23 protein-coding genes and 1 pseudogene are annotated in these 25,437 nt (G+C 64.6%); 11 read left to right on the top strand and 13 right to left on the bottom strand.

Annotated elements, in window-relative coordinates; translation table 11 throughout:
* The 3 genes and pseudogenes from JS533_RS10455 to JS533_RS10445 all read right to left on the bottom strand — a co-directional run.
* A pseudogene (locus JS533_RS10455) lies at nucleotides 1-348 on the bottom strand (NAD(P)-binding domain-containing protein); the annotation flags it as partial.
* 40 nt (nucleotides 349-388) lie between these two features.
* Complete coding sequence (locus tag JS533_RS10450) at nucleotides 389-943, bottom strand: gluconokinase (RefSeq protein WP_241514408.1); 555 nt, start codon at nucleotides 941-943, stop codon at nucleotides 389-391.
* Nucleotides 944-1,096: 153 nt separating this feature from the next.
* On the bottom strand, nucleotides 1,097-2,509 hold the full coding sequence (locus JS533_RS10445) for a GntP family permease (RefSeq protein WP_241514406.1): 1,413 nt from the start codon (nucleotides 2,507-2,509) through the stop codon (nucleotides 1,097-1,099).
* Nucleotides 2,510-2,677: 168 nt separating this feature from the next.
* Here JS533_RS10445 and JS533_RS10440 point away from each other — a divergent pair, with 168 nt between their 5' ends.
* A complete protein-coding gene (locus JS533_RS10440; RefSeq protein WP_241514404.1) occupies nucleotides 2,678-3,580 on the top strand; it encodes a FadR/GntR family transcriptional regulator in 903 nt (300 codons plus the stop codon).
* A gap of 91 nt (nucleotides 3,581-3,671) precedes the next feature.
* Here the strand turns inward: JS533_RS10440 and JS533_RS10435 are convergent, their stop codons facing one another.
* The 4 genes from JS533_RS10435 to JS533_RS10420 all read right to left on the bottom strand — a co-directional run bounded on the left by JS533_RS10435 (nucleotide 3,672) and on the right by JS533_RS10420 (nucleotide 9,152).
* Entirely contained in the window at nucleotides 3,672-4,154 is a 483-nt protein-coding gene (locus tag JS533_RS10435) for an S-ribosylhomocysteine lyase (protein ID WP_033492388.1), read from the bottom strand.
* A 288-nt stretch (nucleotides 4,155-4,442) separates the two neighbouring features.
* Nucleotides 4,443-6,536 (bottom strand): RecQ family ATP-dependent DNA helicase, encoded by a 2,094-nt coding sequence (locus tag JS533_RS10430; RefSeq protein WP_241514403.1) that lies wholly within the window; start codon nucleotides 6,534-6,536, stop codon nucleotides 4,443-4,445.
* 280 nt (nucleotides 6,537-6,816) lie between these two features.
* Nucleotides 6,817-8,013: a cystathionine gamma-synthase gene (locus JS533_RS10425; protein ID WP_241514401.1), complete on the bottom strand. Its 1,197-nt coding sequence runs from the start codon at nucleotides 8,011-8,013 to the stop codon at nucleotides 6,817-6,819.
* Between the two features lie 95 nt (nucleotides 8,014-8,108).
* Complete coding sequence (locus JS533_RS10420) at nucleotides 8,109-9,152, bottom strand: pyridoxal-phosphate dependent enzyme (protein ID WP_241514399.1); 1,044 nt, start codon at nucleotides 9,150-9,152, stop codon at nucleotides 8,109-8,111.
* 638 nt (nucleotides 9,153-9,790) lie between these two features.
* Here JS533_RS10420 and JS533_RS10415 point away from each other — a divergent pair.
* From JS533_RS10415 to JS533_RS10390, 6 genes are all read left to right on the top strand, one after another.
* Nucleotides 9,791-10,105 (top strand): DUF2089 family protein, encoded by a 315-nt coding sequence (locus tag JS533_RS10415; RefSeq protein WP_241514397.1) that lies wholly within the window; start codon nucleotides 9,791-9,793, stop codon nucleotides 10,103-10,105.
* A 180-nt stretch (nucleotides 10,106-10,285) separates the two neighbouring features.
* Entirely contained in the window at nucleotides 10,286-10,666 is a 381-nt protein-coding gene (locus tag JS533_RS10410; RefSeq protein WP_241514395.1) for a hypothetical protein, read from the top strand.
* A gap of 198 nt (nucleotides 10,667-10,864) precedes the next feature.
* On the top strand, nucleotides 10,865-11,479 hold the full coding sequence (locus tag JS533_RS10405; RefSeq protein ID WP_420838648.1) for a sugar O-acetyltransferase: 615 nt from the start codon (nucleotides 10,865-10,867) through the stop codon (nucleotides 11,477-11,479).
* A 265-nt stretch (nucleotides 11,480-11,744) separates the two neighbouring features.
* Nucleotides 11,745-13,058, top strand: a complete 1,314-nt coding sequence (locus JS533_RS10400) for an ATP-binding protein (protein ID WP_241514393.1) — start codon at nucleotides 11,745-11,747, stop codon at nucleotides 13,056-13,058.
* A 284-nt stretch (nucleotides 13,059-13,342) separates the two neighbouring features.
* Nucleotides 13,343-13,750, top strand: coding sequence for a GNAT family N-acetyltransferase (locus JS533_RS10395; protein ID WP_241514391.1), 408 nt, complete (start codon nucleotides 13,343-13,345; stop codon nucleotides 13,748-13,750).
* Between the two features lie 84 nt (nucleotides 13,751-13,834).
* On the top strand, nucleotides 13,835-14,419 hold the full coding sequence (locus JS533_RS10390) for a peroxiredoxin (protein ID WP_241514390.1): 585 nt from the start codon (nucleotides 13,835-13,837) through the stop codon (nucleotides 14,417-14,419).
* Here the strand turns inward: JS533_RS10390 and JS533_RS10385 are convergent.
* On the bottom strand, nucleotides 14,416-15,072 hold the full coding sequence (locus JS533_RS10385) for a GNAT family protein (protein ID WP_241514388.1): 657 nt from the start codon (nucleotides 15,070-15,072) through the stop codon (nucleotides 14,416-14,418). The two genes, JS533_RS10390 and JS533_RS10385, sit on opposite strands and share 4 nt — an antisense overlap.
* 182 nt (nucleotides 15,073-15,254) lie before the next feature.
* On the opposite strand from JS533_RS10385, the gene JS533_RS10380 reads away from it, so the two are divergent.
* Nucleotides 15,255-16,151: an alpha/beta hydrolase gene (locus JS533_RS10380; RefSeq protein ID WP_241514387.1), complete on the top strand. Its 897-nt coding sequence runs from the start codon at nucleotides 15,255-15,257 to the stop codon at nucleotides 16,149-16,151.
* A gap of 101 nt (nucleotides 16,152-16,252) precedes the next feature.
* Here JS533_RS10380 and JS533_RS10375 read toward each other — a convergent pair whose 3' ends face one another.
* From JS533_RS10375 to JS533_RS10355, 5 genes are all read right to left on the bottom strand, one after another.
* Entirely contained in the window at nucleotides 16,253-17,272 is a 1,020-nt protein-coding gene (locus JS533_RS10375; protein WP_241514385.1) for a hypothetical protein, read from the bottom strand.
* Between the two features lie 127 nt (nucleotides 17,273-17,399).
* The gene (locus tag JS533_RS10370) at nucleotides 17,400-18,302 is read right to left on the bottom strand and encodes a carbohydrate ABC transporter permease (protein ID WP_241514384.1); all 903 of its coding nucleotides are present in this window, start codon (nucleotides 18,300-18,302) and stop codon (nucleotides 17,400-17,402) included.
* A 1-nt stretch (nucleotide 18,303) separates the two neighbouring features.
* Nucleotides 18,304-18,567, bottom strand: coding sequence for a carbohydrate ABC transporter permease (locus JS533_RS10365; RefSeq protein WP_338024184.1), 264 nt, complete (start codon nucleotides 18,565-18,567; stop codon nucleotides 18,304-18,306).
* Nucleotides 18,491-19,240, bottom strand: coding sequence for a carbohydrate ABC transporter permease (locus JS533_RS13810; protein WP_241514382.1), 750 nt, complete (start codon nucleotides 19,238-19,240; stop codon nucleotides 18,491-18,493). The genes JS533_RS10365 and JS533_RS13810 overlap by 77 nt, the downstream gene beginning before the upstream one ends.
* A 229-nt stretch (nucleotides 19,241-19,469) precedes the next feature.
* Nucleotides 19,470-20,819 carry an ABC transporter substrate-binding protein gene (locus JS533_RS10355; protein WP_241514380.1) on the bottom strand — a complete coding sequence of 450 codons (1,350 nt, stop codon included), beginning with the start codon at nucleotides 20,817-20,819 and terminating at the stop codon, nucleotides 19,470-19,472.
* A 349-nt stretch (nucleotides 20,820-21,168) separates the two neighbouring features.
* On the opposite strand from JS533_RS10355, the gene purF reads away from it, so the two are divergent.
* The 3 genes from purF (at nucleotide 21,169) to purD (ending at nucleotide 25,351) form a co-directional block, all read left to right on the top strand.
* Nucleotides 21,169-22,677: an amidophosphoribosyltransferase gene (gene purF, locus JS533_RS10350; RefSeq protein ID WP_241514379.1), complete on the top strand. Its 1,509-nt coding sequence runs from the start codon at nucleotides 21,169-21,171 to the stop codon at nucleotides 22,675-22,677.
* Nucleotides 22,678-22,835: 158 nt separating this feature from the next.
* Nucleotides 22,836-23,873, top strand: a complete 1,038-nt coding sequence (purM, locus tag JS533_RS10345; RefSeq protein WP_241514376.1) for a phosphoribosylformylglycinamidine cyclo-ligase — start codon at nucleotides 22,836-22,838, stop codon at nucleotides 23,871-23,873.
* Nucleotides 23,874-24,079: 206 nt separating this feature from the next.
* Nucleotides 24,080-25,351 carry a phosphoribosylamine--glycine ligase gene (gene purD, locus JS533_RS10340; RefSeq protein ID WP_241514374.1) on the top strand — a complete coding sequence of 424 codons (1,272 nt, stop codon included), beginning with the start codon at nucleotides 24,080-24,082 and terminating at the stop codon, nucleotides 25,349-25,351.
* The last annotated feature ends 86 nt before the right edge of the window (nucleotides 25,352-25,437 follow it).

Genomic DNA, 25,437 nt, shown 5'->3' with positions numbered 1-25,437 from the left:
GCGTTCGGCGAGCGCGGCCGCGTGCTCGCGATCCTCGGTGTACTTGGAGTTGCCGCCGTCGACGACGATGTCGCCGGGTTCGAGCAGTTCGCCGAGCCGCGCGATCGTCGATTCGGTGGGCGTGCCGGCCGGGACCATGACCCATACGACACGCGGCGCGTCGAGCGCGGCGACGAGCGCGTCGAGCGAGGCGACGTCGCGGCCGGAGTCGGGGTTCATGTCGTAGCCGACGATCTCGTGGCCGTGCTCGCGCAGGCGCTTGACCATGTTGCCGCCCATTCGGCCGAGGCCGATCATTCCCATCTGCATAGTGGTTACCTTCTTTGGTGTGTGTGGTGTGTGATGTTTGTTGCGATGCGATGTGGTGTGGTGACGCGAGGCGCGTCCGTTACAGCTTGAGCGCTCCGGCCACCGCGGCGGCCTCCATGTCGGGTTCGGCCTGGCCGATGTGCACGTTGACGTGCACCTCGTCGTCGCCGGGCTCCTCGAGGATGTCGAACTGGGAGCGGAGCATCTCGGGCTTCATGAAGTGGCCTTCGCGGTGCGAGAGGCGTTCCATGACCTCGTCGTACGTGCCCTGCATGTACACGAACACGACGCCGGGCCGGCGCAGCTTGTCGCGGTACGCCTTTTTGAGCGCGGAGCAGGTGACGATGGCCGGCTCCCCTGCGGCGATGCGGTCGTCGATCCATGCGGCGAGCGCGTCGAGCCACGGCCAGCGGTCCTCGTCGGTGAGCGGGTGGCCGGCGGCCATCTTGTCGATGTTGGCCTGCGGGTGGAAGTCGTCGGCCTCGGCGTATTTGATGCCGTAATGGTCGGCCAGATGCGTGGCGACGGTGCTTTTGCCGCAGCCGCATACGCCCATGAGGATGATGATCGGCTTGGTCGCGGCGAAGTAGTTCGCGGGGACGGTGTTGGCGGTGATGATGGATGGTGCGTTCATGGTTGGTGCCTGGTTTCTGCGGTTGGACGGTTGGATCGGATAGTTTGCGAAGGATGGATCGAGGGGTTGGACCGGACGGTTGGCGTCCGATGACGATTGTCGATGCCGGCCGGACGACGGTGATGCGGCGGTCGCCCGGCCGGCCGCCGTGCGTCAGACGAGCGGCACGAACAGGCTGCAGATCATGACGAGCGCGAGCACGACGACGGACAGCAGGCATTCGAGCACGGTCCACGTCTTGAACGTCTCGCCGACCTCGAGCCCGAAGTATTCCTTGATGAGCCAGAAGCCCGCGTCGTTGACGTGCGAGAGGAACACGGAGCCGGCGCCGATGGCGATGACGAGCAGCGCGATGGCCGGTGCGGTCACGCCCATCTGGTCGACGACCGGGCCGAGGATGCCGGCGGTGGTGATGATCGCGACGGTGGCCGAGCCGGTGGCGACGCGCACGAACGCGGCGATCAGCCATGCGAGCAGGAAGATCGAGACGGACGAGCTTTCGACGAACTTGCCGATCACGTCGCCGATGCCGGTGTCGACGAGCACGCCCTTGTAGCCGCCGCCCGCGCCGACGATGAGCAGGATGCCGGCGATCGGCGGCAGCGCGGCCTTGAGCGAGTCGTTGACGGACTTCCAGCTCATGCGCGTGGCGCGGCCGAGCGCGATCATCGCGAACAGCACGGCGGTGGCGAGCGCGATGGCGGGCTTGCCGAAGAAGGCGAGCACCTGCGCGTACACCGCGTTCGAGCCGGCCTGGTCGGGGGCGGCGATTTCGAAGATCGCGTTGGCGAGCATGAGGATGGCCGGCACGAGGATGCACAGCACGGACAGGCCGAACGGCGGCTTGACGGCGGCCTTGCCCTGCTTGCCGTCACCGGCGTCGAAGTCGTCGGGCGCGCCGACGGGCACCCACTGGGCGGCGAACTTGGAGAACAGCGGGCCGACGAGCGCGGCGGTGATGACGGCGATCGGCAGGCCGAACATCATGGTCACGCCGACGGAGCCGTTCTTGAAGCAGCTCAGCGCGGCGAGCGGACCGGGCTGCGGCGGCATGCAGGCGTGCATGACGGACAGGCCGGCGAGGGTGGGGATGGCCACGCGCATAAGCGGCAGCCTGGAGCGGCGCGAGATGAGGATGATGACCGGCACGAGCACGACGAGGCCGACCTCGAAGAACATCGGCAGGCCGATGAGCGCGCCGATCAGGGCCATGGTCCACGGGATCATGCGCGTGGAGGTCTTCGACAGGAGCGTGTCGACGATGGAGTCGGCGGCGCCGGTGTCCATGAGCACTCGGCCGAGCATCGCGCCGAGGCCGACGAGGATGCCGACGGAGGCCATCGTGGAGCCGAACGACGTGGAGAAGCTCTCGACGGTGGCGACCGGCCCGTAGCCGGAGCCGATGCCGACGACGAGCGCGGAGATGAGCAGGGAGACGAACGGATGCAGCTTGGCGACGGTGACCAGCAGGATCAGCACGACGATGCTGGCGACCACGCTGATGCCCAGCTGCATGCCGTTGAGCTGCACCGCGGTGCTTGCTTCGGCAAGAATAAGGCCATTCATAGTACTTCTCTTCCTTGAGTTGCGTTATTTGCAATACGTTTCGCTGTATTGCGCTTGTTTTGTATGTTGACATTGAGTATATCGTTCGTTTTTGGATTACGCAATACGATTACAGCTCGGCGTGTCGAATATGTATGCCATAACGATCGAGCGTGCGATACTTGTCCTATGACAAGCGAATCATCCATGATTTCCGTCGCGCGAACGGATCGCGACGGCAGCGCACCGAGCACCGACATCGATGCCGTCGTCGTCGACGCGACGTCAGCGTCGCCATCGTCATCACTGTCGCCTTCATCGTCACCGTCGTCATCGTCGGTCATCGCCGCATCATCCAACGACGACCGCCTATCGCACGACGGTACCACCGGCGGCGGCACGGACCGTCCGCTGCACGACCGTCTGCTCGACGCATGGGGCACGGCCATCGTCGACGGCAACATTGCCGTCGGCGAGCGGCTTCCCGAACCGAACATGGGCGGCGAAACGCCGTCGCGCACCGTCACGCGCGAGGCGACGCGCGTGCTCGAATCGATGGGGCTGGTGAGCGTGAGGCGCAAGGCCGGTGCGACGGTCAACCCGATCGAACAGTGGAACATGTTCGACCCGCAGGTGATCCGCTGGCGGCTCGGTGGCGCGCACCGGCTCGACGCCCTGCACGAACTGTCGCAGCTGCGCGCTGCGGTCGAACCCGTAGCCGCGCGACTGGCCGCCGACGCAGCCACGCCGGCGCAGTGGGCCACGCTCACCGAGGCCGCGATCGGCATGGTCGCCCACTCGGATCACGCCGACGAACAGGAGTATCTCGACGCGGACATGCTCTTCCATCGCACGCTGCTCGAGGCGTCCGGCAATCTCATGTTCGCCCGGCTCGGCGACGTGGTCGCCTCCACGTTGGAGGGACGCACCCGTCACGAGCTCATGCCCTCCACCGCCGACCAGACCGCGCTCAACCTCCACGCCGAGGTCGCGGCCCTGATCCGCAAGGGCGACGGTCCCGCCGCCGAAGCCGCCATGCGCGGCATCGTCACCGAAGCCGACGCCGCCGTCACCCGCCTCGCCGCGCGCTGACGCGGCGAGGCGCCAACGCCGCGACCGGCATGAAAAAGCCCCTCACGAAGAGGGGCTATGGATTGATCGATCAGGCGAAGACGCCGACGCCTCAGACGAGCTTGCGCTCGAACGGGTCGGAGCTGATGCCCTTGGCGAGGATGTCCTTGCACCACTCCTTCGCGGTGAACAGGCTGTGGTCGCGGTAGTTGCCGCAGCTTTCGATCGTGGTGGCGGGCACGTCGTCCCACGTGGCCTGATAGGCGATGAACTCGAGCGACTCCTTGAGCGCCTTGGCCACGGATTCGGTCGAATGCGTGCCCCACGTCAGCAGATGGAAGCCGGTGCGGCAGCCGAACGGCGAGCAGTCGATGTAGCCGGGGATGCGCTCACGCAGCAGCACGGCGATCGTGTGCTCGATCGTATGCAGGCCGCCGGTCGGGATCGCGTTCTCGTTCGGCTGGACCAGACGCAGGTCGTAGTTCGAGATCACGTCGCCGTGAGGGCCGGTCTGCGTGTCGATGTAGCGCACGTACGGCGCCTTCACCTTGGTGTGGTCGAGCTGGAAGCTTTCGACGACTGGCTTGTCTGCCATGATGTCCTCCTTGGATTGACGCGACGTATTCATCCACCATCATAGGCCGCATTGCACATGCAAGCTCCGCGCCATCCCACGCACGCATCGTCCCGGTCCAAGTTCCACGGCCCAGACTCCACAGTCCGGGCTACGCAGTCCGGGCTACGCAGTCCAAGCTCCGCAGTCGTCTCCCTCGCAGCATCTCACGTGGCGGTTTTCTATCACACAACCCCTCTCAGCGAGATAAAACCGCCACGCGGGGCACCGACGGCAGCACTAGGCAGCACCGACGGCAACGTACTCAGGTCAGTCCCCGTCGAATTCGGCGATGGCTTTCATGAATCGTTCGCCGTACTGGCGCAGCTTGCTCTCCCCCACGCCGTTGACCGACAGGAACTCCTCGTCATCGGTCGGCCTGACGCGAGCCATGTCACGCAGCGTCTTGTCGGAGAACACGATGTACGGCGGCTTGCCGATCTCCTGCGCGATGTCGCGACGCAGGGCGCGCAGCCGCTGGAACAGCTCCTCGTCGCCCTCGTCATCCGGCGCGAACGAGCCGAGCGCGGCCCCCGCCCCGGCGGAACCGGACGCGCCGAACGAACCGGACGCCCCGTACCGTCCCGCGCCGGCACCCTTCGCCGGCCGCTCCTTGCGTTCCACGCGCTTGATCTCGTACACGAAATCGGGCGCAACCGTCTCGGCCGCGCGCACGCCGAACCCGACGACCGGCAGACGGCCCTCCGACACGTACAGGAATCCGTCCGTGGTCATCTGGCTGAGCACATCACGGATCCGCGCCTCGGGCGTCTCGCGCAGCCGTCCGTAGCTCGGACAACGGTCCAACCCGCGCGACAGCACGTCCTGCGCACGCGAACCGCGCAACACGGCCACGATCTTGCCCGAACCGAGCCCCGACCGCATCGGGGCGCGCGACGGACGCCCCTGATCGTCCCAGTCGTACATCACATCATGCACGCAACGGCTGATCGCACGCGCCGTATCGGTCACGTCGATCGTCTCGAACGTGCCGTCGCAGTTCGCACAGCCGCCGACGCACTTGCCGCCAAGCCTGCCGTCGCGGCCGACCAGCGGCGCGGTCTCACCGAAATAGCGCGTCATGTACAGATGCAGGCAGTCGGCGGTGCGGCAATAGCCGATCATGCCGTCGAGCAGGCGGCGCTTCGACATGCGCACGACCTCCTGCTCCTCGGGCGTGAGCCGCTCGTTCTCATAGTCGTTGTCGAGCAGACGCCGGCGGGTAACGATGTCGGACTCGTTCCACAGCAGCGTGCAGCGGCTCGGCTCGCCGTCGCGGCCCGCGCGGCCGGCCTCCTGATAGTAGGCTTCGATCGACTCGGGCATGTTGTGGTGAATCACGTAGCGCACGTTCGACTTGTCGATGCCCATGCCGAACGCGTTCGTGGCCACGACCACGGGCACGCGGTCGGTGACGAAGTCGCGCTGGGCGCGCTCGCGCACGTCCGGGGACATGCCGCCGTGGTAGGCGACGGCGATCGGACCGGACGACTGCGCGGCGGCGGACACGGTTCCACCGGCAACTCCGGTTCCATTGGCGAAACCGGCTCCCCTGGAGCCAGACCCTCCGGATGCGGCGGCACGCAGCTCGGGAACCGTGCGGTTGAGCGCCTCGGCGAGCGCCTCCGTCTCCTTGCGCGTGGCGCAGTAGACGATGCCGGACTCGTCGGGATGCGTGGCCACGTAATTGGCCACCCAGCCGGCCTTGCGCTTGGATTCGAGCTTGATGACGTCGAAATACAGGTTGTCGCGGTCGAATCCGGTGACGGTGACCGCCGGGTCACGCAGTCCAAGCATGGCCACGATGTCGCGGCGTACGCGTTCGGTGGCGGTGGCGGTGAATGCGGCGACGACCGGCCGCGAAGGCAGGGCGGCGATGAACTCGCCGATGCCGAGGTATGAGGAGCGAAAGTCCTGGCCCCATTGGGAGACGCAGTGGGCTTCGTCCACGGCGACCAGCGAGATGGGCGTGTGGGCGGCGAAGTTGCGGAACCGGTCGGTTTCGAGGCGTTCGGGGGCCACGTAGAGGAGCTTGACGTCTCCTCGGGCGGCCTGGGCGAGCACCATCGACTGTTCGTCGCCGGACTGGGTGGTGTTGACGAACGCGGCGGGGATGCCCGCGTCGTTGAGGCCGTCGACCTGATCGCGCATCAGGGAGATGAGTGGGGAGATGACCACGGTCACGCCGCGCAGCAGCATGGCGGGGATCTGGTAGCACACGGATTTTCCGGCGCCGGTGGGCATCACGCCAAGCGCGTCGCGGCCGTTCAAGATCGCGTCCACGAGACCGGATTGGCCGGGACGGAACGAGTCGTAGCCGAAATACCGTTTGAGCGCGTCCAGCGCCGCCGCGTTGTCTGTCATGCCTCCCCAGTGTAGGCGATCGCGGGCCCCGTTCAGGAGATGAACCCGGCAGTTCGACGATCGAGAGGCTAAATTCACCACCTGCACAGGTCAGTTTGACGATCGAGAGGCTAACGTCACAGCCAGTCCCTTCCGCAACCCGGCTGTGACACGGTTCAACACCCCGAAAGAACCTCAGGCGTCGCCGGCGCTCGCCTCTCGATCGTCAAACTGACCACGGCAAAACCGGAATTCAGCCTCTCGATCGTCAAACTCCCCGAAAGGAGAGGGCCGCACCTACTCAGATCGCCTTGAACGCCTGATCGAGGTCGGCGATCAGGTCGTCGGCGTCCTCGAGCCCCACCGACAGGCGGATCAGGTTGGCCGGAACCTCAAGCGTGGTGCCCGCCACGGAGGCGTGGGTCATCGCGCCCGGATGCTCGATGAGCGATTCGACGCCGCCGAGCGATTCGGCGAGCGTGAACACCTGCGTGGCGCCGGCGAAGCGCTTGGCCGCCTCGAATCCGGCAGCGATCTGCACGGAGACCATGCCACCGAACCCGCCATGCATCTGGCGGGCCGCGATCCCGTGCCCCGGATGCGATTCCAGGCCCGGATACCACACGCGTTCCACCAGATCCGCCGGCAGCGTCTCCAGCCACTGCGCGACCTTCAGCGCGTTGCGGCTGTGCTGCCTGACGCGCAGGTCGAGCGTTTTGAGCCCACGGATGTCAAGCCACGAGTCGAACGGCGAGGGCACCGCGCCGGCCGCGTTCTGCAGGAACGCCACCTGTTCGCGCGTCTCGTCGTCGTTGAGCAGCACCGCGCCGCCGACCACGTCGGAGTGTCCGCCGATGTATTTGGTGGTCGAGTAGACGACCGCGTCCGCACCGTCGGCGAGCGGATGCTGCAGGATGGGCGAGGCGAACGTGTTGTCGACCACGACCTGGGTGCCATGCTCGTGGGCGATCGCCGCAGTGGCCGCGATGTCGGTGATGCCGAGCATCGGGTTGGACGGGGTTTCAACCCAGATATAACGGTAATGTCCGTGCGGCTTGGCTGCGAGCGCGGCGGAAACGGCGGCCGGGTCGGTCACGTCGACCACGTCGAGCCCGATGCCCCACGGCACGAACACTTTGGCGAGGAGACGGTAGGTGCCGCCGTACACGTCGTTGCCGAGGAGGATGGCGTCGCCGGGGCGCAGCGTCGCGCGCAGCAGCACGTCGATCGCGGCGAGGCCTGAGGAGAACGAGAGGGCGTATTTCGCGCCTTCGACGGAGGCGAGCTGTGCGTCGAAGCTGTTGCGCGTGGGGTTGATGGAACGGCTGTAGTCGTAGCCGTGGCGCAGGCTGCCGACGCCGTCCTGCTTGAACGTGGAGGTCATGTAGATGGGCGTGACGACCGCGCCGGTAGTCGGGTCGGGTTCCTGCCCCGCGTGGATGGCGCGGGTCGCGACGGCGGATGCGGCGAGTGCGGTTTCGTTGGTGGAGATGGTCATGGTGTTTCGCTCCTTATATCTGCGCTGTCATTGGAATGTTTGGAATGTTTGGAATGTTGCCGGATGTCGTTGATGGCTATAGCGTCGTCCGTCCGCTATCGGCGTGGTTCGACGGCCTGCAGGTATTCGTCGACGATCGACGGCCGGCTGGTGCGCTCGACCACGTCGCCGTAGCCGTTGGCGCGCATCCAGTCGTCGTTGAAGATCTTTTCGAGATAGCCGCGTCCGGAGTCGGGCAGCAGCACGACGACGGTCTGGCTTTCGTCCAGATCGTGTTCGACCGCATATCGGATCGCCGCGGCGACGGCCATGCCGGACGATCCGCCGACGAGCAGGCTTTCCTCGCCGGCGAGCCGTCGCGTCGTCTCGAACGCCTCCGCGTCGCCGATCCGCACGATCTCGTCGACGATGTCCCGGTCGAACGCCTTGGGATAGAAGTCCTCGCCGACGCCTTCGATGTCGTACTGGTGCACGTCGGAGGCCTCGGCGGCCGAGTAGATGGAGCCTTCCGGATCGGCGCCGATCACGCGCACGCGGCCGTTGGAGATTTCCTTGAGGTAGCGCCCGGTGCCGGAGATGGTGCCGCCGGTGCCGATGCCGGCCACGAAGTGCGTAACCTTGCGCTCGGTGGCGTCCCAGATTTCGGGGCCGGTGGTGTAGTAGTGGCTCAGCGGGCCGTTGGGGTTGTCGTACTGGTTGGGGCGGAACGCGCCGGGGATTTCGGCGGCGAGGCGCTTGGCCACGTCGTAGTAGGAGCGCGGGTCGCCGGGGCCGGCGTCGGTGGGCGTCACGACGATTTCGGCGCCGTAGGCGCGCAGCACGGCGCGTTTGGCTTCAGAGACCTTGTCCGGCATGGTGAAGATGGTGCGATAGCCGCGCTGCTGGGCGACCATGGCGAGTCCGACGCCCGTGTTGCCGGAGGTCGGTTCGACGATCACGCCGCCGGGCTGGAGTTGGCCGAAGTGTTCGGCCGCGTCGATGATGCGCGCGGCGATGCGGTCCTTGGATGAGCCGCCGGGGTTGAGATACTCGATTTTCGCCGCGATGGTCGCTTTGACGCCGGCCGTCTGCGGGATGCGGTTGAGCTTGACGAGCGGGGTGTGGCCGATGAGTTCGGAAAGGTTGTTGTGGATGGTCATGATTGGTCTCGTTTCTGTTTGCTGCTGGTTCGTCTTGTCTGATTGCTTGCGGTGATTGGGATTGCGCATGATGCAGACGTTGCGATCGACGTGGGATGTGAAACGAGATTCCGTGATTGTTTCCCGATGTTTGCCGTGCGTATGACCGTTGAAGCCGTTGGCTGGATGACGATTGGAGACGCCGGAGTCGTTGGCATGTTTTTGGACTGAAACCGTCGATCAGCGGATGGCCTTGGACCAGTCAATAATGGGCCGAATGCACGCGATTCTGCCGCTACTGCCATGTGGTTCTACGACTTACCGGCTTACAAAGGTCCGCACGTTGGGGAAAATCCTGAATCCTATCTCAAGTTATGCGTTGTCGACCGCTCGCCTGCACCCGCTTCGGGAGGCGTCGGTTTCAGCGACAACAACACATGAGATACGTCATGGCGCAACACCATACCATCACCCCGGACAACCCCGCCACCCATCTCACATATTGGACATTTCAGATGGTGTCATCCATGCAAACAGGACACGACGCAACAGATAAAGCAAAGAAAAATGTATAGAAAACTACATCTTGATTTTAATAAAACTAAAGAGTATCATTAGTTTTATTAAAGATTGCCATTAAAAACGAAAGGAGCTGCCGCATGAACACACCGATTGTCCCACCCTGGATGTCGAACCTCGACGACGATGACTTCACGTTCATCAAGAAGTTCCTGCTCGCCTCCGGCTCGATGAAGGAGGTCGCAGCGGAATACGGCGTCTCCTATCCCACCATCCGACTCCGGCTCGACCGCCTCATCCAGAAGATCCGCCTCGGCGAACGCACCGAAAGCGACCCCTATATCACCCTCGTCAAACGGCTCGCCGTCGACGACAAGCTCGACTTCGACACCGCCAAGATCCTCATCACCGCATACCGCAGCCAAACCAACCACGACAGCAAGACCACGCCCTGACGCCCCACCGACCGCAACCACGCGGTGCATACGACGCTCGCGGCACCCCTCCCGTCGCCCATCCAATTCCCCCGTCGGTCGATCAGGCGTCTTAGTCAGGTGCCGCAACAGCCGCCAGCCAGCACCCATCCCACATCATCCGAACCCCGCCCATCCATCGTCACAGCAAAGGAGCCTGTCATGAACTTCCCGATCCCAGATGAATACATTCCCCATCTGTCCGCACTGCTCACTGTCCTGCCAATCGCCGTGGTCGTGCTGTTCGTCATCTCCATCGTCGCCGAACTGCGCCTGTCGCAACGAGACAGTCCGAAACCGGGACTGGTCCTGCCCGTCGTCTGGATCGCGCTCGGCATCGTCTATGCGATCGGCTGGAACGTGTTCGTCATGGTCATCTCAGGAGCGCCGATCGATGTCGTCGGTCCGATGATCGTGATGTCGACCGTCACCGGCATGTTCAAAAACAGCATCCCCGGCCTGGTCCTGTTCGGTATCCACCTGTGGCAGCGCAGCAAGGTCGCGCATCGCAAGGAGATCCAGCACGCCGTCGAGGACCTGTGAACGCCGCAATGGCGGCCGTGTCCGCATGCCGGGCACCCCTCGATATGCGGACGTGGCCATATGCAAACAGGTCGCATCACCGGCTGTTATATGCTGGTGGTTGCGCAAACAACCAACCGATGTCGGATGATCGGCACCGGACCGACGTCCCGGCCGCGCAGCCCCACCGACCAGCACAACCCACAACGAGGTGACCGAATGACCGTTCCCCAGCACATACTCGACCTGATGCACTCCCCCGGCGTGTATTTCTGTGGAGACCCGGAGATGGATCAGGCCCAGCGCGAGCAGCTCGATCTGCTGTACGACATCAACCGCACGCGACCCGGCGACCCGCACCGCACCGAGCTGTTCCGCGAGTTCTTCGCCGAAATCGGCGACGACCTGTACATCGAGCCGCCGCTGCACGCCAACTGGGGCCGCTCGACGCACTGGGGTTCCGGCTGCTACGCGAACTTCAACCTCACGCTCGTCGACGACGGCGAGATCTTCATCGGCGACCACACGCTCATCGGCCCGAACGTGACGCTCGTGACCACCGGCCACCCGATCCGCCCCGATCTGCGCGAACGGTACGCGCAGTTCTCCGAACCGATCCACATCGGCCGCAACGTGTGGATCGGCGCGAACGTGACCGTGCTGCCGGGCGTCACGATCGGCGACAACACGGTCGTCGGCGCGTGCAGTCTCGTCACCAAGGACCTGCCGGCGAACGTCGTCGCGATCGGCCAGCCGGCGCGCGTGCTGCGCGTGATCGACGACCACGACCGCGACTACTACTGGCGCGACCAGCGCATCCCGGCCGGCATCTGACGGCGGGGCGGGAGCCGGACCTGCGTGAAACGACTCATGCGTCGCGCGCAGGTCCGACCACGAGCAGGTCCGGCCACGCGCAGGTCCAGCTCCGCGCAAGTCGGACCGAAGCACGGCACAAACACGAACAACGCCGATTCCGCCTGATTCTGTAGGATCATAGATCAAAAGTGCACCTGATTACGTGCATTCTTTGCGATAAAGTCCACCTGATTTTGTAGATTCTCAGTATGAAAGTCCGCCTTATAATGGAAAGGTTCAGCCGATGAAGCGCTTTCTCATGGACAGACTCGTAGCATGGAAGAACACCCCCGGCCACAAACCCCTGATGCTTGAAGGCGCCCGCCAGGTGGGCAAGACATGGCTCGCACGCGAGTTCGGTCGGACGCAATACGCCAAAGTCGCATATGTGTCGCTGTTCGACAACGCGACGATGGGTTCACTGTTCGAGGGGAACCTTTCCGTGGACAGGTTGATCCCGGCGCTGTCGATCGAGTCGGGCACGCGGATCACCCCGCAGGACACGCTGATCATACTTGACGAGGTGCAGGAAGCGCCCCGTGCGATGACGGCGTTGAAGATGTTCAACGAGACCGCGCCGGAATACGATGTGCTCGCCACGGGATCCGCATTGGGCATCGCCATGCATCCCGGCTCCGCATTCCCGGTCGGCAAGGTGAACCGGCTCAAGTTGTATCCGATGACGTTCCTCGAGTTCCTCTACGCGTGCGGGCAGGACGGTCTGGCCGAATTGCTGGAATCCAAGGATTTCGCGTTGATCGACGTCATGCATGAGCGGATCATGGCCTGGCTGCGGTACTTCCTGTACACGGGCGGCATGCCGGAGGCCGTATCCGCGTTTGCCGGCACGTTCCCGAACGTCGATTTCGCCGCGATTCGCCAAGTGCAGGAGACGCTGGCCGCGGACTACCGCGACGACTTCTCCAAGCACACCGACGCGCAGCCCAGACCGGTCGTCTCCACATTGCGGCTCAATCAGGTATGGGACTCGCTGCCCTCGCAGCTGGCGCGAGAGAACAGCAAGTTCCTCTACGGCGCGGTGCGCGAGGGCGGGCGGGGGAAGGATTTCGAGGTCGCCATCCAATGGCTCGTGGATGCATCCCTCGCTTTGCGGGTCAGAAGGGTCAGCACGCCGTTGAAGCCGTTGGCCGCGTATGAGGACGGCAACGCGTTCAAACTGTACTGTCTCGATGTCGGACTGCTGGCGGCCATGAGCGGTCTGGACGCCCATGCGCTGCTCGACGGCGACGAACTGTTCCGCGAATTCAAGGGAGCCCTGACGGAGCAGTTCGTCTGCCAACAGCTGACCGCACAACATGCGAAGGTCCCGTACTACTGGTCGGCGGAAAACTCGAGCGGCGAACTCGACTTTCTCTATGAGCAGGACGGCCAGGTGGTACCTGTCGAGGTGAAGGCCGGGCGCCACAAGCAGGCGAAATCACTGATCTACGCGCAGAAGAAGCACGGGTATCCGCTCGCCTACCGGTACTCCGCCACCCGCCACTCGGATAACGGCCCGATCAAGGACATGCCGCTCTACATGGCCGGCATCGTGTAAACAGCGCATCCCAGCCGGCATCTGACGGCGGGGCGGAGCGGGCGCGCCATGCGCAGGTCAAACGCAGACCGCGCGCGATCGTCCGATCGGCGCCCTCCAATCACTGCGTGGACGGTCGCCGGACCGGCCGGCGTGAAAACGATATCGTAATCATGCTGCCGGTCGCCGACGGAACAAGATCGGGATCGGCACCGACATGCCGTCGTGCCGGCACGGAACGTTTGCGGGCCGGCACGCGGCGTCGGAACGGCGAACGGATGAACGAGAACGCTAAGGAGACGACCATGACCATCGAATACACCGAGGAACGCAGGTTCACGCAGGATCAGGTGCAGCGGCTGTTCCGGTCGGTCGGCTGGGTGTCGGGCGAATACCCGGAGCAGCTGTACCGCGCGCTGATGGGCTCGTCGACGGTGATCTCGGCGTGGGACGGCAACCGTCTGGTCGGACTGGTGCGCGCGCTCGACGACGGCGCGATGCTCGCGTACATGCATTACGTGCTGGTCGATCCGGACTATCAGGGACAGGGCATCGCCGGACACATGGTGCGCCTGATCCAGGAGAAGTACCGCGACTACTTCTACGTGGAGGTCATGCCCGAGGAGAGCAAGAACGCCAAGTTCTACGAACGGTTCGGCTTCAAGGTCATGACCGACGGCGTCGCCATGCAGACCGTCAACCCGAACTGGTAGGCAACGGCAGGCACAAGCACACGGTTGCCGCGAAACGGCTAGGATTGACGACGGAACGGACCGGAACGACGAAGGGAGCCGATGATGGCGGATACGACGAACACGGCATCGAACGGAAACGCGACGCAGGAGCCGGCGACGGCGCTGCCGGCCAGACTCGAGACCGGCATGATCGCCCCCGACTTCACGCTGGCGGCGATCGTGCCCGACGATTGGGCCGGACCGCACGACGCTACGGACGCATACCGCGAGACGACCGTGACGCTGTCCGATCTGACGGCCGGCGGCCGACGCGTGATCCTGTACTGCTATCCGGCCGCAATGACCCCCGGCTGCACGACCGAGGCCTGCGATTTCCGCGACAGCATCGCCCGGCTCGGCACGCTCGGATACACGGTGCTCGGCGTGTCGAAGGATCCACTCGACAAGCTGCGCCGGTTTGCAGAACGCGACCATCTCACCTTCCCGCTGCTGTCCGATCCCGATCTCGCCGTGCACCGGTCGTACGGCGCGTACGGCGAGAAGAAGCTGTACGGCAAGACGCACGTCGGCGTGCTGCGTTCGACGTTCGCGATCGGCGCGGACGGCCGCATCCTGCTCGCCCGGTACAACGTGCGCGCCAAGGGCCACGTCGAATCGTTGATGAAGGCGCTCGCCAAGCTCGACTAGCGTCTGCCCGACGGACGGCCTTCGTAGAGGAAGAAGTCGATGCCGGCGTCCTCGCCGTGGCGCACCACGTAGGCGGCGCGGCGGCGCAGGTGACGATGGTCGTAGAAGCCGACGTTGCAGGTGGTGTCGGTGAACAGGAAATAGCGTTCCACGCCGGCGACGCGGAATTCGGCGAGCATGTGGTCGAACAGCCGGCGGCCCACTCCCCTGCCGTGCACCGCGCCGTCGAGGATGAACAGCGTGATCTCGGCCGGATCCCGCCGGCCGACCTTCCAGACGAGCCAGTCGTCGATGTGCGCGATGTCGGTCATCTCGTGGATGCCCTCGCGCCCCTCGTGCGAGAACAGCAGCGGCAGCAGCACGCCGATCGCGCGCCGGCGATGCCGGTTGCAGATCAGCGGCCGCCATCGCGCGCTCAGCCGTTTCGTATGCGGATCGTCGATGCGGCCCAGTATCACGCCGACCGCCCGTCCGTCGAATTCGGCGACCGTCGCCGTCGTCGAACGCGACAGGCACAGTTCGAAGTCGGCTTCGGCCAGACGCAGCGCATGATCGGGATTCGCGACGTCGTCGTACCACGTGCGGCGCATCAGATCGACCAGCGCCGGATAATCGCCGCGCCGCAACGGGCGCAATCGCACGGAATCGCTCATGCCTTCCACCATAGGCCAGCCGCGGGCGCATGCCAAGTGGCGGCATCATGCGGGCACAACGCGCGACGATCGGCTACAACGGTAGTCAGGCATTCGCGTACTGCGTATCGCGCGGCATCTATCGCGCAACACGCATCGCGCAATGTCGAACCCGCGCAACATCAGGGAACAGGAGCCTTTCGATGAGCGATAACGCAACCATCCACATTCCGCACAACCCGCACCGGCTCGGACTCGCGAGCGTGGCGCGCGACGTGGCGTACAAGACGGGCGCGGACCGGCTCGTCATGGACATCATCGCGCCGCAAAGCTACGGCGACGGCGACGACCGGCGCTGGCCGACCGTCGTGTTCGTGCAGGGCAGCGCATGGACCACGCCGGACCGCAACTACGAGATGCCGCAGCTGGCCGAACTCGCGCGGCGCGGCTACGTGGTCGCCACGGTGAACCATCGCGACGCGACACGCAACGGCAAGTACACGTTCCCCGCGTATCTCGAGGACGTGAAGTCGGCGATCCGCTACCTGCGCGCGAACGCGGCGCAATGGCACGTCGATCCGGACCGGCTGGGCATCTGGGGCACGTCGTCGGGCGGCAACGCGTCGCTGCTGGTCGGGCTCACCGCCGACGATCCGCGTTACGAGGACGGCACGTGGCCCGGCGTGTCCGACCGCGTCGACTTCGTGGTCAGCTGCTTCCCGCCGACCGACATGACGGAGGCGATCGACGCGTTCGGCCACGAGAACGACCCGTTCCGCATCTACTATTTCGGCCCGTTCGCGGCCGTGGTGGGCGCGACTCCGGCGACCGGCATCAGCGACGAGGTGCGTGCGCGCGCCGCGGAGATGAGCCCGTACCTGCATGTCGAGGACGGCCGCGACTACCCGCCGACGCTGCTGCTGCACGGCACGGCCGACACCGTGGTGCCGTATCATCAGTCGGTCAAGATGCGCGACCGGCTCGTCGAGCACGGCTACGACGCGCGGCTCGTGCTGGTGGACGACGCCGAGCACGAGAACGATTTCTGGAGCCGCGACGTGCTGGACGTGATCTTCAGGTTCATCGACGAGCACTGCTGAGATGGGCGCTGCTGAGCTGGGCGCTGCACCGACGAGCACCGCACCGGCGGCGGCTTCACCCGTCTACCGCCTGCACGGCACGTCAAAAGCGCCCTACGCCCCTATTGCCGCCACTCGGTGGTGCCTTTGAGGAGGCCGGAGCCGAGGCCGGTGGCGGGGGCGGCCTGGTACATGGCGATGATGCGGTCGTCGCCGGATTCGGCGGCCAGCGCGGAGAACATGAGCTGGGCCTGCCAGCGAGACGCGCCCCACACGAGGTACCACAGCACGCCGGTGCCGAGCACGGCCACGGGCACGAACCAGCGGAACAGCGCGTAGCCGTAGGCGACGAGCGCGACGGCGGCGATGAGGAGGATGTACAGCCGACGCACGCTTAGCAGCGCCGAATTCTTGAGCACGGACAGGTACTTCGCCTTGGGGTATTCGACGACGAGCACCATCGAAATCGAAAACGCGGCGAATACGAACAGCAGCACGACGGCGAGCGCCGGCACGACGTACACGCACCACGGCATCTGCGCGAGCAGCAGGATGTCGTACCCGAGCGCGAATGCGACGATCGCGAACGTGCAGCCCTGCGCCCATGCGCGGCGGCACAGCGCGGCGTAGGCGGCGAAGTACGGTTTGAAGAAGGCGACCGCGACGTCCTGCCGCACGTACGGCATGGCGATCCAGTCGGGCGGGAACGTGGCGACGTTGTCACGATGGTCGCGGGATGCCGATGACGAACGACCGGAAGACGAACGACCGTCCCGTTGCATGGAACCGGCCGCCGCGACCGACGCGGCCGACGAGGCGCCCCCGTCGCCGGATTCGGTCATGAGCTTGATGCGTACGCGTGAGGAGTGCGACGAGAGCGCAGGATGGTCGCGGAACATGGCGTACAGTGCGGCGACGGCGGGGCTGGAGACGGCGGCCGCGGCCAGGTACAGTGGCCAGTAGTTGAGGTCGTTGACGACGAGCGCGACGATGACGAGCGGCAGGGATGCGATCAGGCAGCAGATGCCGGACAGCAGGATCACGGTGACGGAGTTGACGATGCGCATGAACGCGTCGGCCTGGAACCATTTGTTGGTCGCGTCGGGCGAGGCGTTGTTGTTGCTCTTGTCTTCGTTGCTCATGATTCCTACCTTACTGCCGTCGCTTTTTTCGCGAATATCAAAAAGTGGCCCGCGCGGCTACAGGCACGCCGCGCGGACCACAGGATGAGTGCGGCGCGGAAAGGAGCGTCCGCGCCGCGGTGGGACATCAGCCCTTCATGCCGGAGGTCGCGATGCCTTCGATGAACTGCTTCTGGCCGATGAGGAACACGACCAGGATCGGCAGGATCGAGAGCACGGAGCCGGTCATGATCATCGCGTAGTCCGCGTTGAACTGGCTGATGAAGGTTTTCAGACCAAGCTGGATGGTCTGCAGGTTCTGGCTGCGCAGGTAGATGAGCGGGCCCATGTAGTCGTTCCACGTGTTGGTGAACGTGATGATGCCGAGGGCGGCGATGGACGGGCCGGACAGCGGCAGCACGATGCGCGCGTAGATGCCGAATTCGCTCAGGCCGTCGAGTCGGGCGGCTTCGGCGAGCTCCTCGGGGATCGTGTCGTAGAACTGCTTCATCATGAACACGCCGAACGCGCCGAACGCCTGCAGCAGCACGATGGACCAACGGGTGTCGACCAGGCCCCACGAAGAGAGCATCTTGAACTGCGGGATCATGTAGGACTGCCACGGCACGGCCATGGTGGCGATGTAGACGAGGAACAGCGCGTTGCGTCCGACGAACTTGATGCGGGAGAAGCCGTAGGCGGCGAACGAACCGGTGAACACCTGCAGGAAGGTCACGATGATCGCGAAGAACACGGTGTTGCCGACCCACAGCAGCATGTCGGACTTGGTCCAAATGTTGAGGTAGTTCTCGAAATGCCATACGCTCGGCAGCCACTTGAACGGCACCATGAACACTTCGTTGTTCGGCTTGACCGAGGCGAGGAGCATCCAGATGAACGGCAGCAGCGTGAACGCGGCGATGGCGATCATGGCCACGTAGCCGATGACGGTGCCGATGACCTTGGCGGGGCTGATGGGCTTCTTGTTGAACGGGATATCGGCGGAAGGAGACTTGGCTCCCGCGGCCGGGGTGATGCTTGCGGCGGTCATCTTACTTCTCCTTCTTGTTGTTGTACCAGAACTGGATGAGGGTCACGATCATGCACAGCGCGAACAGCACGAGCGAGACGGTGCCGGAGTAGCCGAAGTCGGAGCGGGTGAAGGCCACGTTGTACACGTACTGGGCGAGCATGAGGGTCGAGGTGCCCGGGCCGCCGTTGGTCATGACGAGCGTCAGGTCAAGGATCTTGAAGGACTGGATGGTAAGGGTGACGAGCACGAAGAACAGGGTCGGACGCATGCACGGGACGGTGATCTTCCAGAACTGCTGCCAGCCGTTCGCGCCGTCGATGGATGCGGCCTCGTACAGTTCGCCGGGGGATGGTCTGCAGGCCGGCGAGGATGAGGATCATGAAGTAGCCGACCTCACGCCACGTGGCCACGATGATGACCGCGACCATGGCCCACTTGGTGGAGCCCATCCAGGCCGGGGCCCAGCCGCCGGTGAAGATCTTGATGATCTGGTTGATCACGCCGCTCTTGGCGTCGAACAGCATGTTCCACACCTGCGCCGCGGCGACGATGGAGGTGATGTACGGGAAGAAGGCGACGGTGCGGAAGAACGCGCGTCCCTTGAGGTTGGTGTTGAGCAGCACGGCCAGCGCGAATGCGATGGCGAGCGTGAGCGGGATGTGCACGACCGAGTAGACGATGGTGTTGATGAACGACGCCTTGAAGTTGGAGTCGTGCGTGAGTCGCACCCAGTTGGTCAGTCCGTTGAACTTCGGGTCGCCGAAGGCGCTCCACTTGGAGAAGCCGATGTAGAACAGCTGGATGACCGGGATGAGGATGAGGACGAGGAAGCCGATGAAGTTCGGCGCGATGAAGATGAGTCCGTTGCGCAGATTGCGGCGGCCGATGGCCTTGTTGGCCTTGCTGTGGTCCGGTGGCGCGACGGCCGTGCGTGCAGCTGAGTTAGCCTGTGTCATCGCTGCATCTCTCCTTTGATATGAAAGCGGTGGTGTTGGTTGCCGGCGGCGGACCGCGATGGCCGTGCGCCGGAAGTGCTGGAATGATTGTCGGGAATGTGCTGGAAATGATGATGAAGCATGCAAAACGGGGGCGGAGTCCGTACGGGTACGGTCCCGGCCCCCGTATTGCCTATTGGATCATGATGTCAGTTGCCGGTTGATCCTGCGATCGGCCCGGCTCACCGGCTCACTGCTGGAGGACGCCCTGGTCCTTGATGTCCTGCGTGCCCTTGGCGATCGCGTCGTCGATGGAGCTGGTGCCGGACATGATGCCCGAGTGGACGACGGTGTTGAGCACGTCCTGGATGGTGTCGGTGCCGGCGCCGACCGGGTTCTCCGGGTTGGTCTTGTGGTCGGTCCAGGCCTTCTTGGACAGGTCGTCGTTGGCCATGCCGTCGGTGGAGAAGTAGGTGTCGGCGACGGAGTCGGAGAAGTAGGCCGGGGTGGTGCCGATCTTGGCGAGCGCCTCGGAGCCCTTCTCACCGGAGCACCACTTGACGAATTCCTTGGCGGCGGCGAGCTTCTGGCCGGAGATGTTGGAGGAGACGGCCAGGCCGGTCGGATCGGCGAAGGTGACGGTCTCATCGGTCTTCTCGTCCGGGTTCTGCGGGATCGGAGCCATGCCCCAGTTGAAGGTGTCGGCGTCGCCGGACTTCTGCTGGCTGACCAGCGTGGCGGCGAACCAGGTGCCCATCGGCAGCATGGCGGCCTTCTGGGTGCCGAACTGGGCCTGGTACTGGACCTTGGTGGAGTTCACGGTGTTCCAGTCGATGGTCAGGCCTTCCTTTTGCCACTTGAGCGCACGCTCATAGTAGGGCTTGAGGTAGCTGTAGTCGCCCTTGAAGAAGTCGTCGTAGGCGCCGTCGGTCTGCGCGACCGCGAAGCCCTGGACCACGGACTGCCAGCCGTGCTGGTACATCGGGTAGACGGAGCTGGCGTCGTAGCCGGCGGCCGGCAGCTTCTCCTTGAGCTCTTCGGCGGCCTTGGTGTAGTCGTCCCACGTCCAGGTGCCGTCGGGGGCGGTCACGCCGGCCTTCTCGAACATGTCCTTGTTGTAGAAGAGCACCCAGGAGTCCTGGCGGTACGGCATCGCGTAGTACTTGCCGTCCTCGAGCTTGTAGGAGGAGACGTCGATGTTCTTGTCGCCGTCGTATTCGGCCGCGATGTCCGACAGGTCGGCGAGGCCGCCGGATTCGGCCGCGTACGTGTAGTACTTCTGCAGGTTCTTGATCGGGAAGACGTCGGGCTGGCTCTTGCCGGAGATGTCGGAGGTCAGCTGCTTGTCGTAGTCGTCGGCGGAGTACTGCTTGATGGTGACGGTGATGTTCGGGTGGTCCTTCATGAAGCCGTCGGCGAGCGTCTGGAATTCAGGCGTGGTGTCGAGCGACCAGCCGGCGAAGGTGATTTCGGTCTTGGCGTTCTCATCGAGCTTTTCGGTGCTCGCCGCATTGTTGTTGCTGCTGGAACCGCAGCCGGACAGCATCATCACGGCCGCTCCGGCAACCGCGGCTGCCTTGAAGAGGGAATTCTTGTTCATGTTCTGCTCCTTTACTGCATGGCGTCTTCACCAAGAGGCGGGTGAGGCGGTCACTCCGTAGTGGCTGTGTTTCCTTCCGCTTGGTTATCACTATACAGCAGCTTCGATCAGTTTTGATCTTGATTTGCCAGCTTTTGTCTTGGCCGTGATCGATTCGTTATCATTGATGCGAGTCAACCGGCGTCCTTGCCGTGTTAACGATCACATTCTATCACACCACAAACGATCACAATCAATCATCGTGTCATGTTGCAGGATCACACCGGCCGTGTCGATGATGTAGCCGCCGATTGATAGGGTTGATCGGTAAGCGAATCCCCGAATCCCATGGTTTGGAAGGAGCTTTGGCTTGTCGGCTGAACTCGAAGATATCCACGAAGAATGCGGAATTTTCGGCGTCTGGGGCCATCCCGACGCCGCCCGTCTGACCTATTTCGGTCTCCACGCACTCCAGCACCGCGGCCAGGAGGGAGCCGGCATCGTCTCGAACGATAACGGCCACCTCATCGGACACCGCGGACTCGGCCTGCTCACGCAGGTCTTCGGAGACGAACGCGAGATCGCCCGTCTCAAGGGCGACAAGGCGATCGGCCACGTGCGCTACGCCACGTCGGGCTCCGGCACCACCGACAACATCCAGCCGTTCATCTTCCGCTTCCACGACGGCGACATGGCGCTGTGCCACAACGGCAACCTCACCAACTGCCCGTCGCTGCGCCGCGGACTCGAGGACGAAGGCGCGATCTTCCACTCGAACTCCGACACCGAAGTGCTCATGCACCTGATCCGCCGCTCCTCCCAGCCCACCTTCATGGACAAGCTCAAGGAGGCGCTCAACACCGTCCACGGCGGCTTCGCGTACCTGCTCATGACCGAGGACGCGATGATCGGCGCGCTCGACCCGAACGGCTTCCGTCCGCTCTCCCTCGGCCGTATGAAGAACGGCGCGTACGTGCTCGCGTCCGAGACCTGCGCGCTCGACGTCGTCGGCGCGGAGCTCGTGCGCAACATCCGCCCCGGCGAGATCATCGTCGTCTCCGATCACGGCTACAAGATCGTGCAGTACACGAACAAGACGCAGCTGGCGATCTGCTCGATGGAGTTCATCTACTTCGCCCGCCCCGACTCCGACATCTACGGCGTCAACGTGCACTCCGCGCGCAAGCGCATGGGCGCGCGCCTGGCCGCCGAGTCGCCGGTCGACGCGGACATGGTCATCGGCGTGCCGAACTCGTCGCTGTCGGCCGCGTCCGGCTACGCGGAGGCCGCGCACCTGCCGAACGAGATGGGTCTGATCAAGAACCAGTACGTCGCGCGTACGTTCATCCAGCCGACGCAGGAGCTGCGCGAGCAGGGCGTGCGCATGAAGCTGTCCGCCGTACGCGGCGTGGTCAAGGGCAAGCGCGTCATCGTCATCGACGATTCGATCGTGCGCGGCACCACCTCGAAGCGCATCGTGCAGCTGCTCAAGGAGGCCGGCGCGGCCGAGGTGCACATGCGCATCAGCTCGCCGCCGCTCAAGTACCCGTGCTTCTACGGCATCGACATCTCGACCACGCGCGAGCTGATCGCCGGACACAAGTCGGTCGAGGAGATCCGCGACTACATCGGCGCCGACTCGCTCGCCTTCCTCTCGCTCGAGGGACTCGTCGAGTCGATCGGACTCGGCGCGGACGCCCCGTACGGCGGCCTGTGCGTCGCGTACTTCAACGGCGACTATCCGACCGCGCTCGACGACTACGAAGCCGACTTCCTCAAGTCGCTCACGCCCGAGGACCGCGTGCGTCTGCCCGAGTTCGCGCTCTACAAGAGCAAGTACGAGGGCAACGAATACACGGTCAAGCCCGCGGAACAATAACGAATGAATTTCTCGGCTCCCCTTGCCGGGGGAGCTGTCGAACGTCAGTGACTGAGGGGTAGTCAGACGGTTCGACACATTTGACTACCCCTCAGTCAGCTTCGCTGACGGCTCCCCTGACAAGGGGAGCCTGTAGATGGGTCCAAGAAAGGAAAGTCATGCCCAAAGCCTATGAGAACGCAGGAGTGAGCGTCGAAGCCGGCTACGAGGTCGTCAAGCGCATCAAGTCGCACGTCGCGCGCACCAACCGTCCGGGCGTGGTCGGCGGCATCGGCGGCTTCGGCGGCCTGTTCGACCTCGCCTCGCTCGGCTACAAGGAGCCGGTACTCATCTCCGGCACCGACGGCGTGGGCACCAAGCTCGTCGTCGCCAAGCTGGCAAACAAGCACAACACCATCGGCATCGACTGCGTGGCCATGTGCGTCAACGACATCGCCGCGCAGGGCGCCGAACCGCTGTTCTTCCTCGACTACATCGCGTGCGGCAAGAACGATCCGGCGCTGCTCGAGCAGGTCGTCGCGGGCGTCGCGGACGGCTGCGTACAGGCCGGCGCGGGCCTGATCGGCGGCGAGACGGCTGAAATGCCGGGCATGTACGACGAGGACGAGTACGATCTGGCCGGCTTCGCGGTCGGCGTGGCGGAGAAGTCCGCGATCGTCGACGGCTCCGGCATCACCGACGGCGACGTGCTCATCGGCCTGCCGTCCACCGGCGTGCACTCCAACGGCTTCTCGCTCGTGCGCAAGGCCCTGTTCGAGCAGGCCGGCTACACCGTCGACACCGAGCTGGACGAGCTCGGCGGCGCCAAGCTCGGCGACGTGCTGCTCACCCCGACCAAGATCTACGTGAAGGCCCTCTCCCCGCTGTTCAAGGCGGGCGTGGTCAAGGGCGTCGCGCACATCACCGGCGGCGGCTTCATCGAGAACGTGCCGCGCATGATTCCCGAGGGCCTGGCGGCCGAGATCGAGCTCGGCTCGTGGCCGGTGCTGCCGATCTTCGACGTGCTCGAGAAGGCCGGCGAAATCGACCACATGGAGATGTACAACATCTTCAACATGGGCATCGGCATGGTGCTGGCCGTTCCGGCCGAGCGCGCCGACGAGACGCTCGAGCTGCTCAAGTCCAACGGCGAGGCCGGCTACGTGATCGGCCGCATCACGCCGGACGCCGACGGCACGCAGATCAAGCTCAAGTAAACCCTCCCCCGCTCCCCCTCTTTGCAATCCTCGGCTCCCCTTGTCAGGGGAGCTGGCCGCGAAGCGGACTGAGGGGTAGTCAGAAGGCGTAACCTCTCGACTACCCCTCAGTCAGCCTACGGCTGACAGCTCCCCTGACAAGGGGAGCTTGGATATATGGAGATACGGGGAGCCCAGTATGTGTGAAGTTTGAAAGGACAGTAACAATGGGACAGAAGGTTCTGGTCATCGGTTCCGGCGCCCGCGAGCACGCGATCGCATCCGCGCTGCTGCGCGGCGGTTCCGTCAGCGAAGTCGCCGTGGCCCCCGGCAACCCGGGCATGGCGCTCGACGAGGGCATCCGCGTCGTCTCGCTCGGCTCCTCCAATCAGGCCGCGCTCATCGACTTCGTGAAGGACAACGGCTACGACTGGGTGTTCGTCGGCCCGGAGGTCCCGCTTATCGAAGGCATCGTCGACGCGTTCGCCAAGGCCGGCATCAAGGCGTTCGGCCCGTCCAAGGCCGCCGCACAGATCGAAGGCTCCAAGGACTTCGCCAAGCGGCTCATGGCCCGCCACAACATCCCGACCGCCAAGTACGAGACGTTCGACGAGCTCGAACCTGCCGTCGCGTACGTGCGCGAGCACGGCGCGCCGATCGTCGTCAAGGCCGACGGTCTGGCCGCCGGCAAGGGCGTAACCGTCGCGATGGACGAGGAGACGGCCGTCAAGGCGCTCGACGACATCTTCGTCGACCACCGCTTCGGCAATGCGGGCGCCAAGGTCGTCATCGAGGACTTCCTCGAGGGCCAGGAGTTCTCGCTCATGAGCTTCGTGAACGGCACCGAATTCTGGCCGATGCCGATCTCGCAGGATCACAAGCGCGCCTACGACAACGACGAGGGCCCGAACACGGGCGGCATGGGCGCGTACAGCCCGGTCCCGCAGATCCCGCAGTCCGTGGTCGACACCGCGATCGAGACGATCGTGCGCCCGACCGTCGAGGCGATGGCCGCCGAAGGCACGCCGTTCACCGGCATCCTGTACGCGGGCCTGATCGCCACGGCGGACGGCCCGAAGGTCATCGAGTTCAACGCGCGCTTCGGCGACCCGGAGACCGAGGTCGTGCTGCCGCGCCTCACGTCCGATCTGGGCGCGGGCATCGACGCGATCCTGAACGGCGGCACCCCGGAGTTCACGTGGAAGCAGGACGGCGCGACGCTCGGCGTGGTGCTCGCCTCCAAGGGCTATCCGACGCACGTGATCAAGGGCGCCCCGATTCCCGAGATCACCGTCGACGCCGACTCGCACGTCTACTATGCGGGCGTTGCCTCCGACGCGACCCACGGCCTCGTCGCCAACTCCGGCCGCGTGCTGTTCGTCGAAACCTCCGCCGAATCCATCAAGGCCGCGCAGGACAAGGTCTACGCGATCCTCGACAACCTCGACACCACGGGCATGTTCTACCGCCACGACATCGGCGCCAAAGCGCTGCAGTAACGGCATATGACGGCATATGAAGAAGGCTCCCCGCGGGGAGCCTTCTTCATATCGCCTGAGTACCGGTATCACGCTGCGCGCGATGC

Source organism: Bifidobacterium amazonense, from assembly GCF_018555435.2.
GTDB lineage: Bacteria > Actinomycetota > Actinomycetes > Actinomycetales > Bifidobacteriaceae > Bifidobacterium > Bifidobacterium amazonense.
The sequence above is the reverse complement of the archived record's forward strand: the minus strand, read 5'-3'. Positions and strand labels throughout refer to the sequence as shown.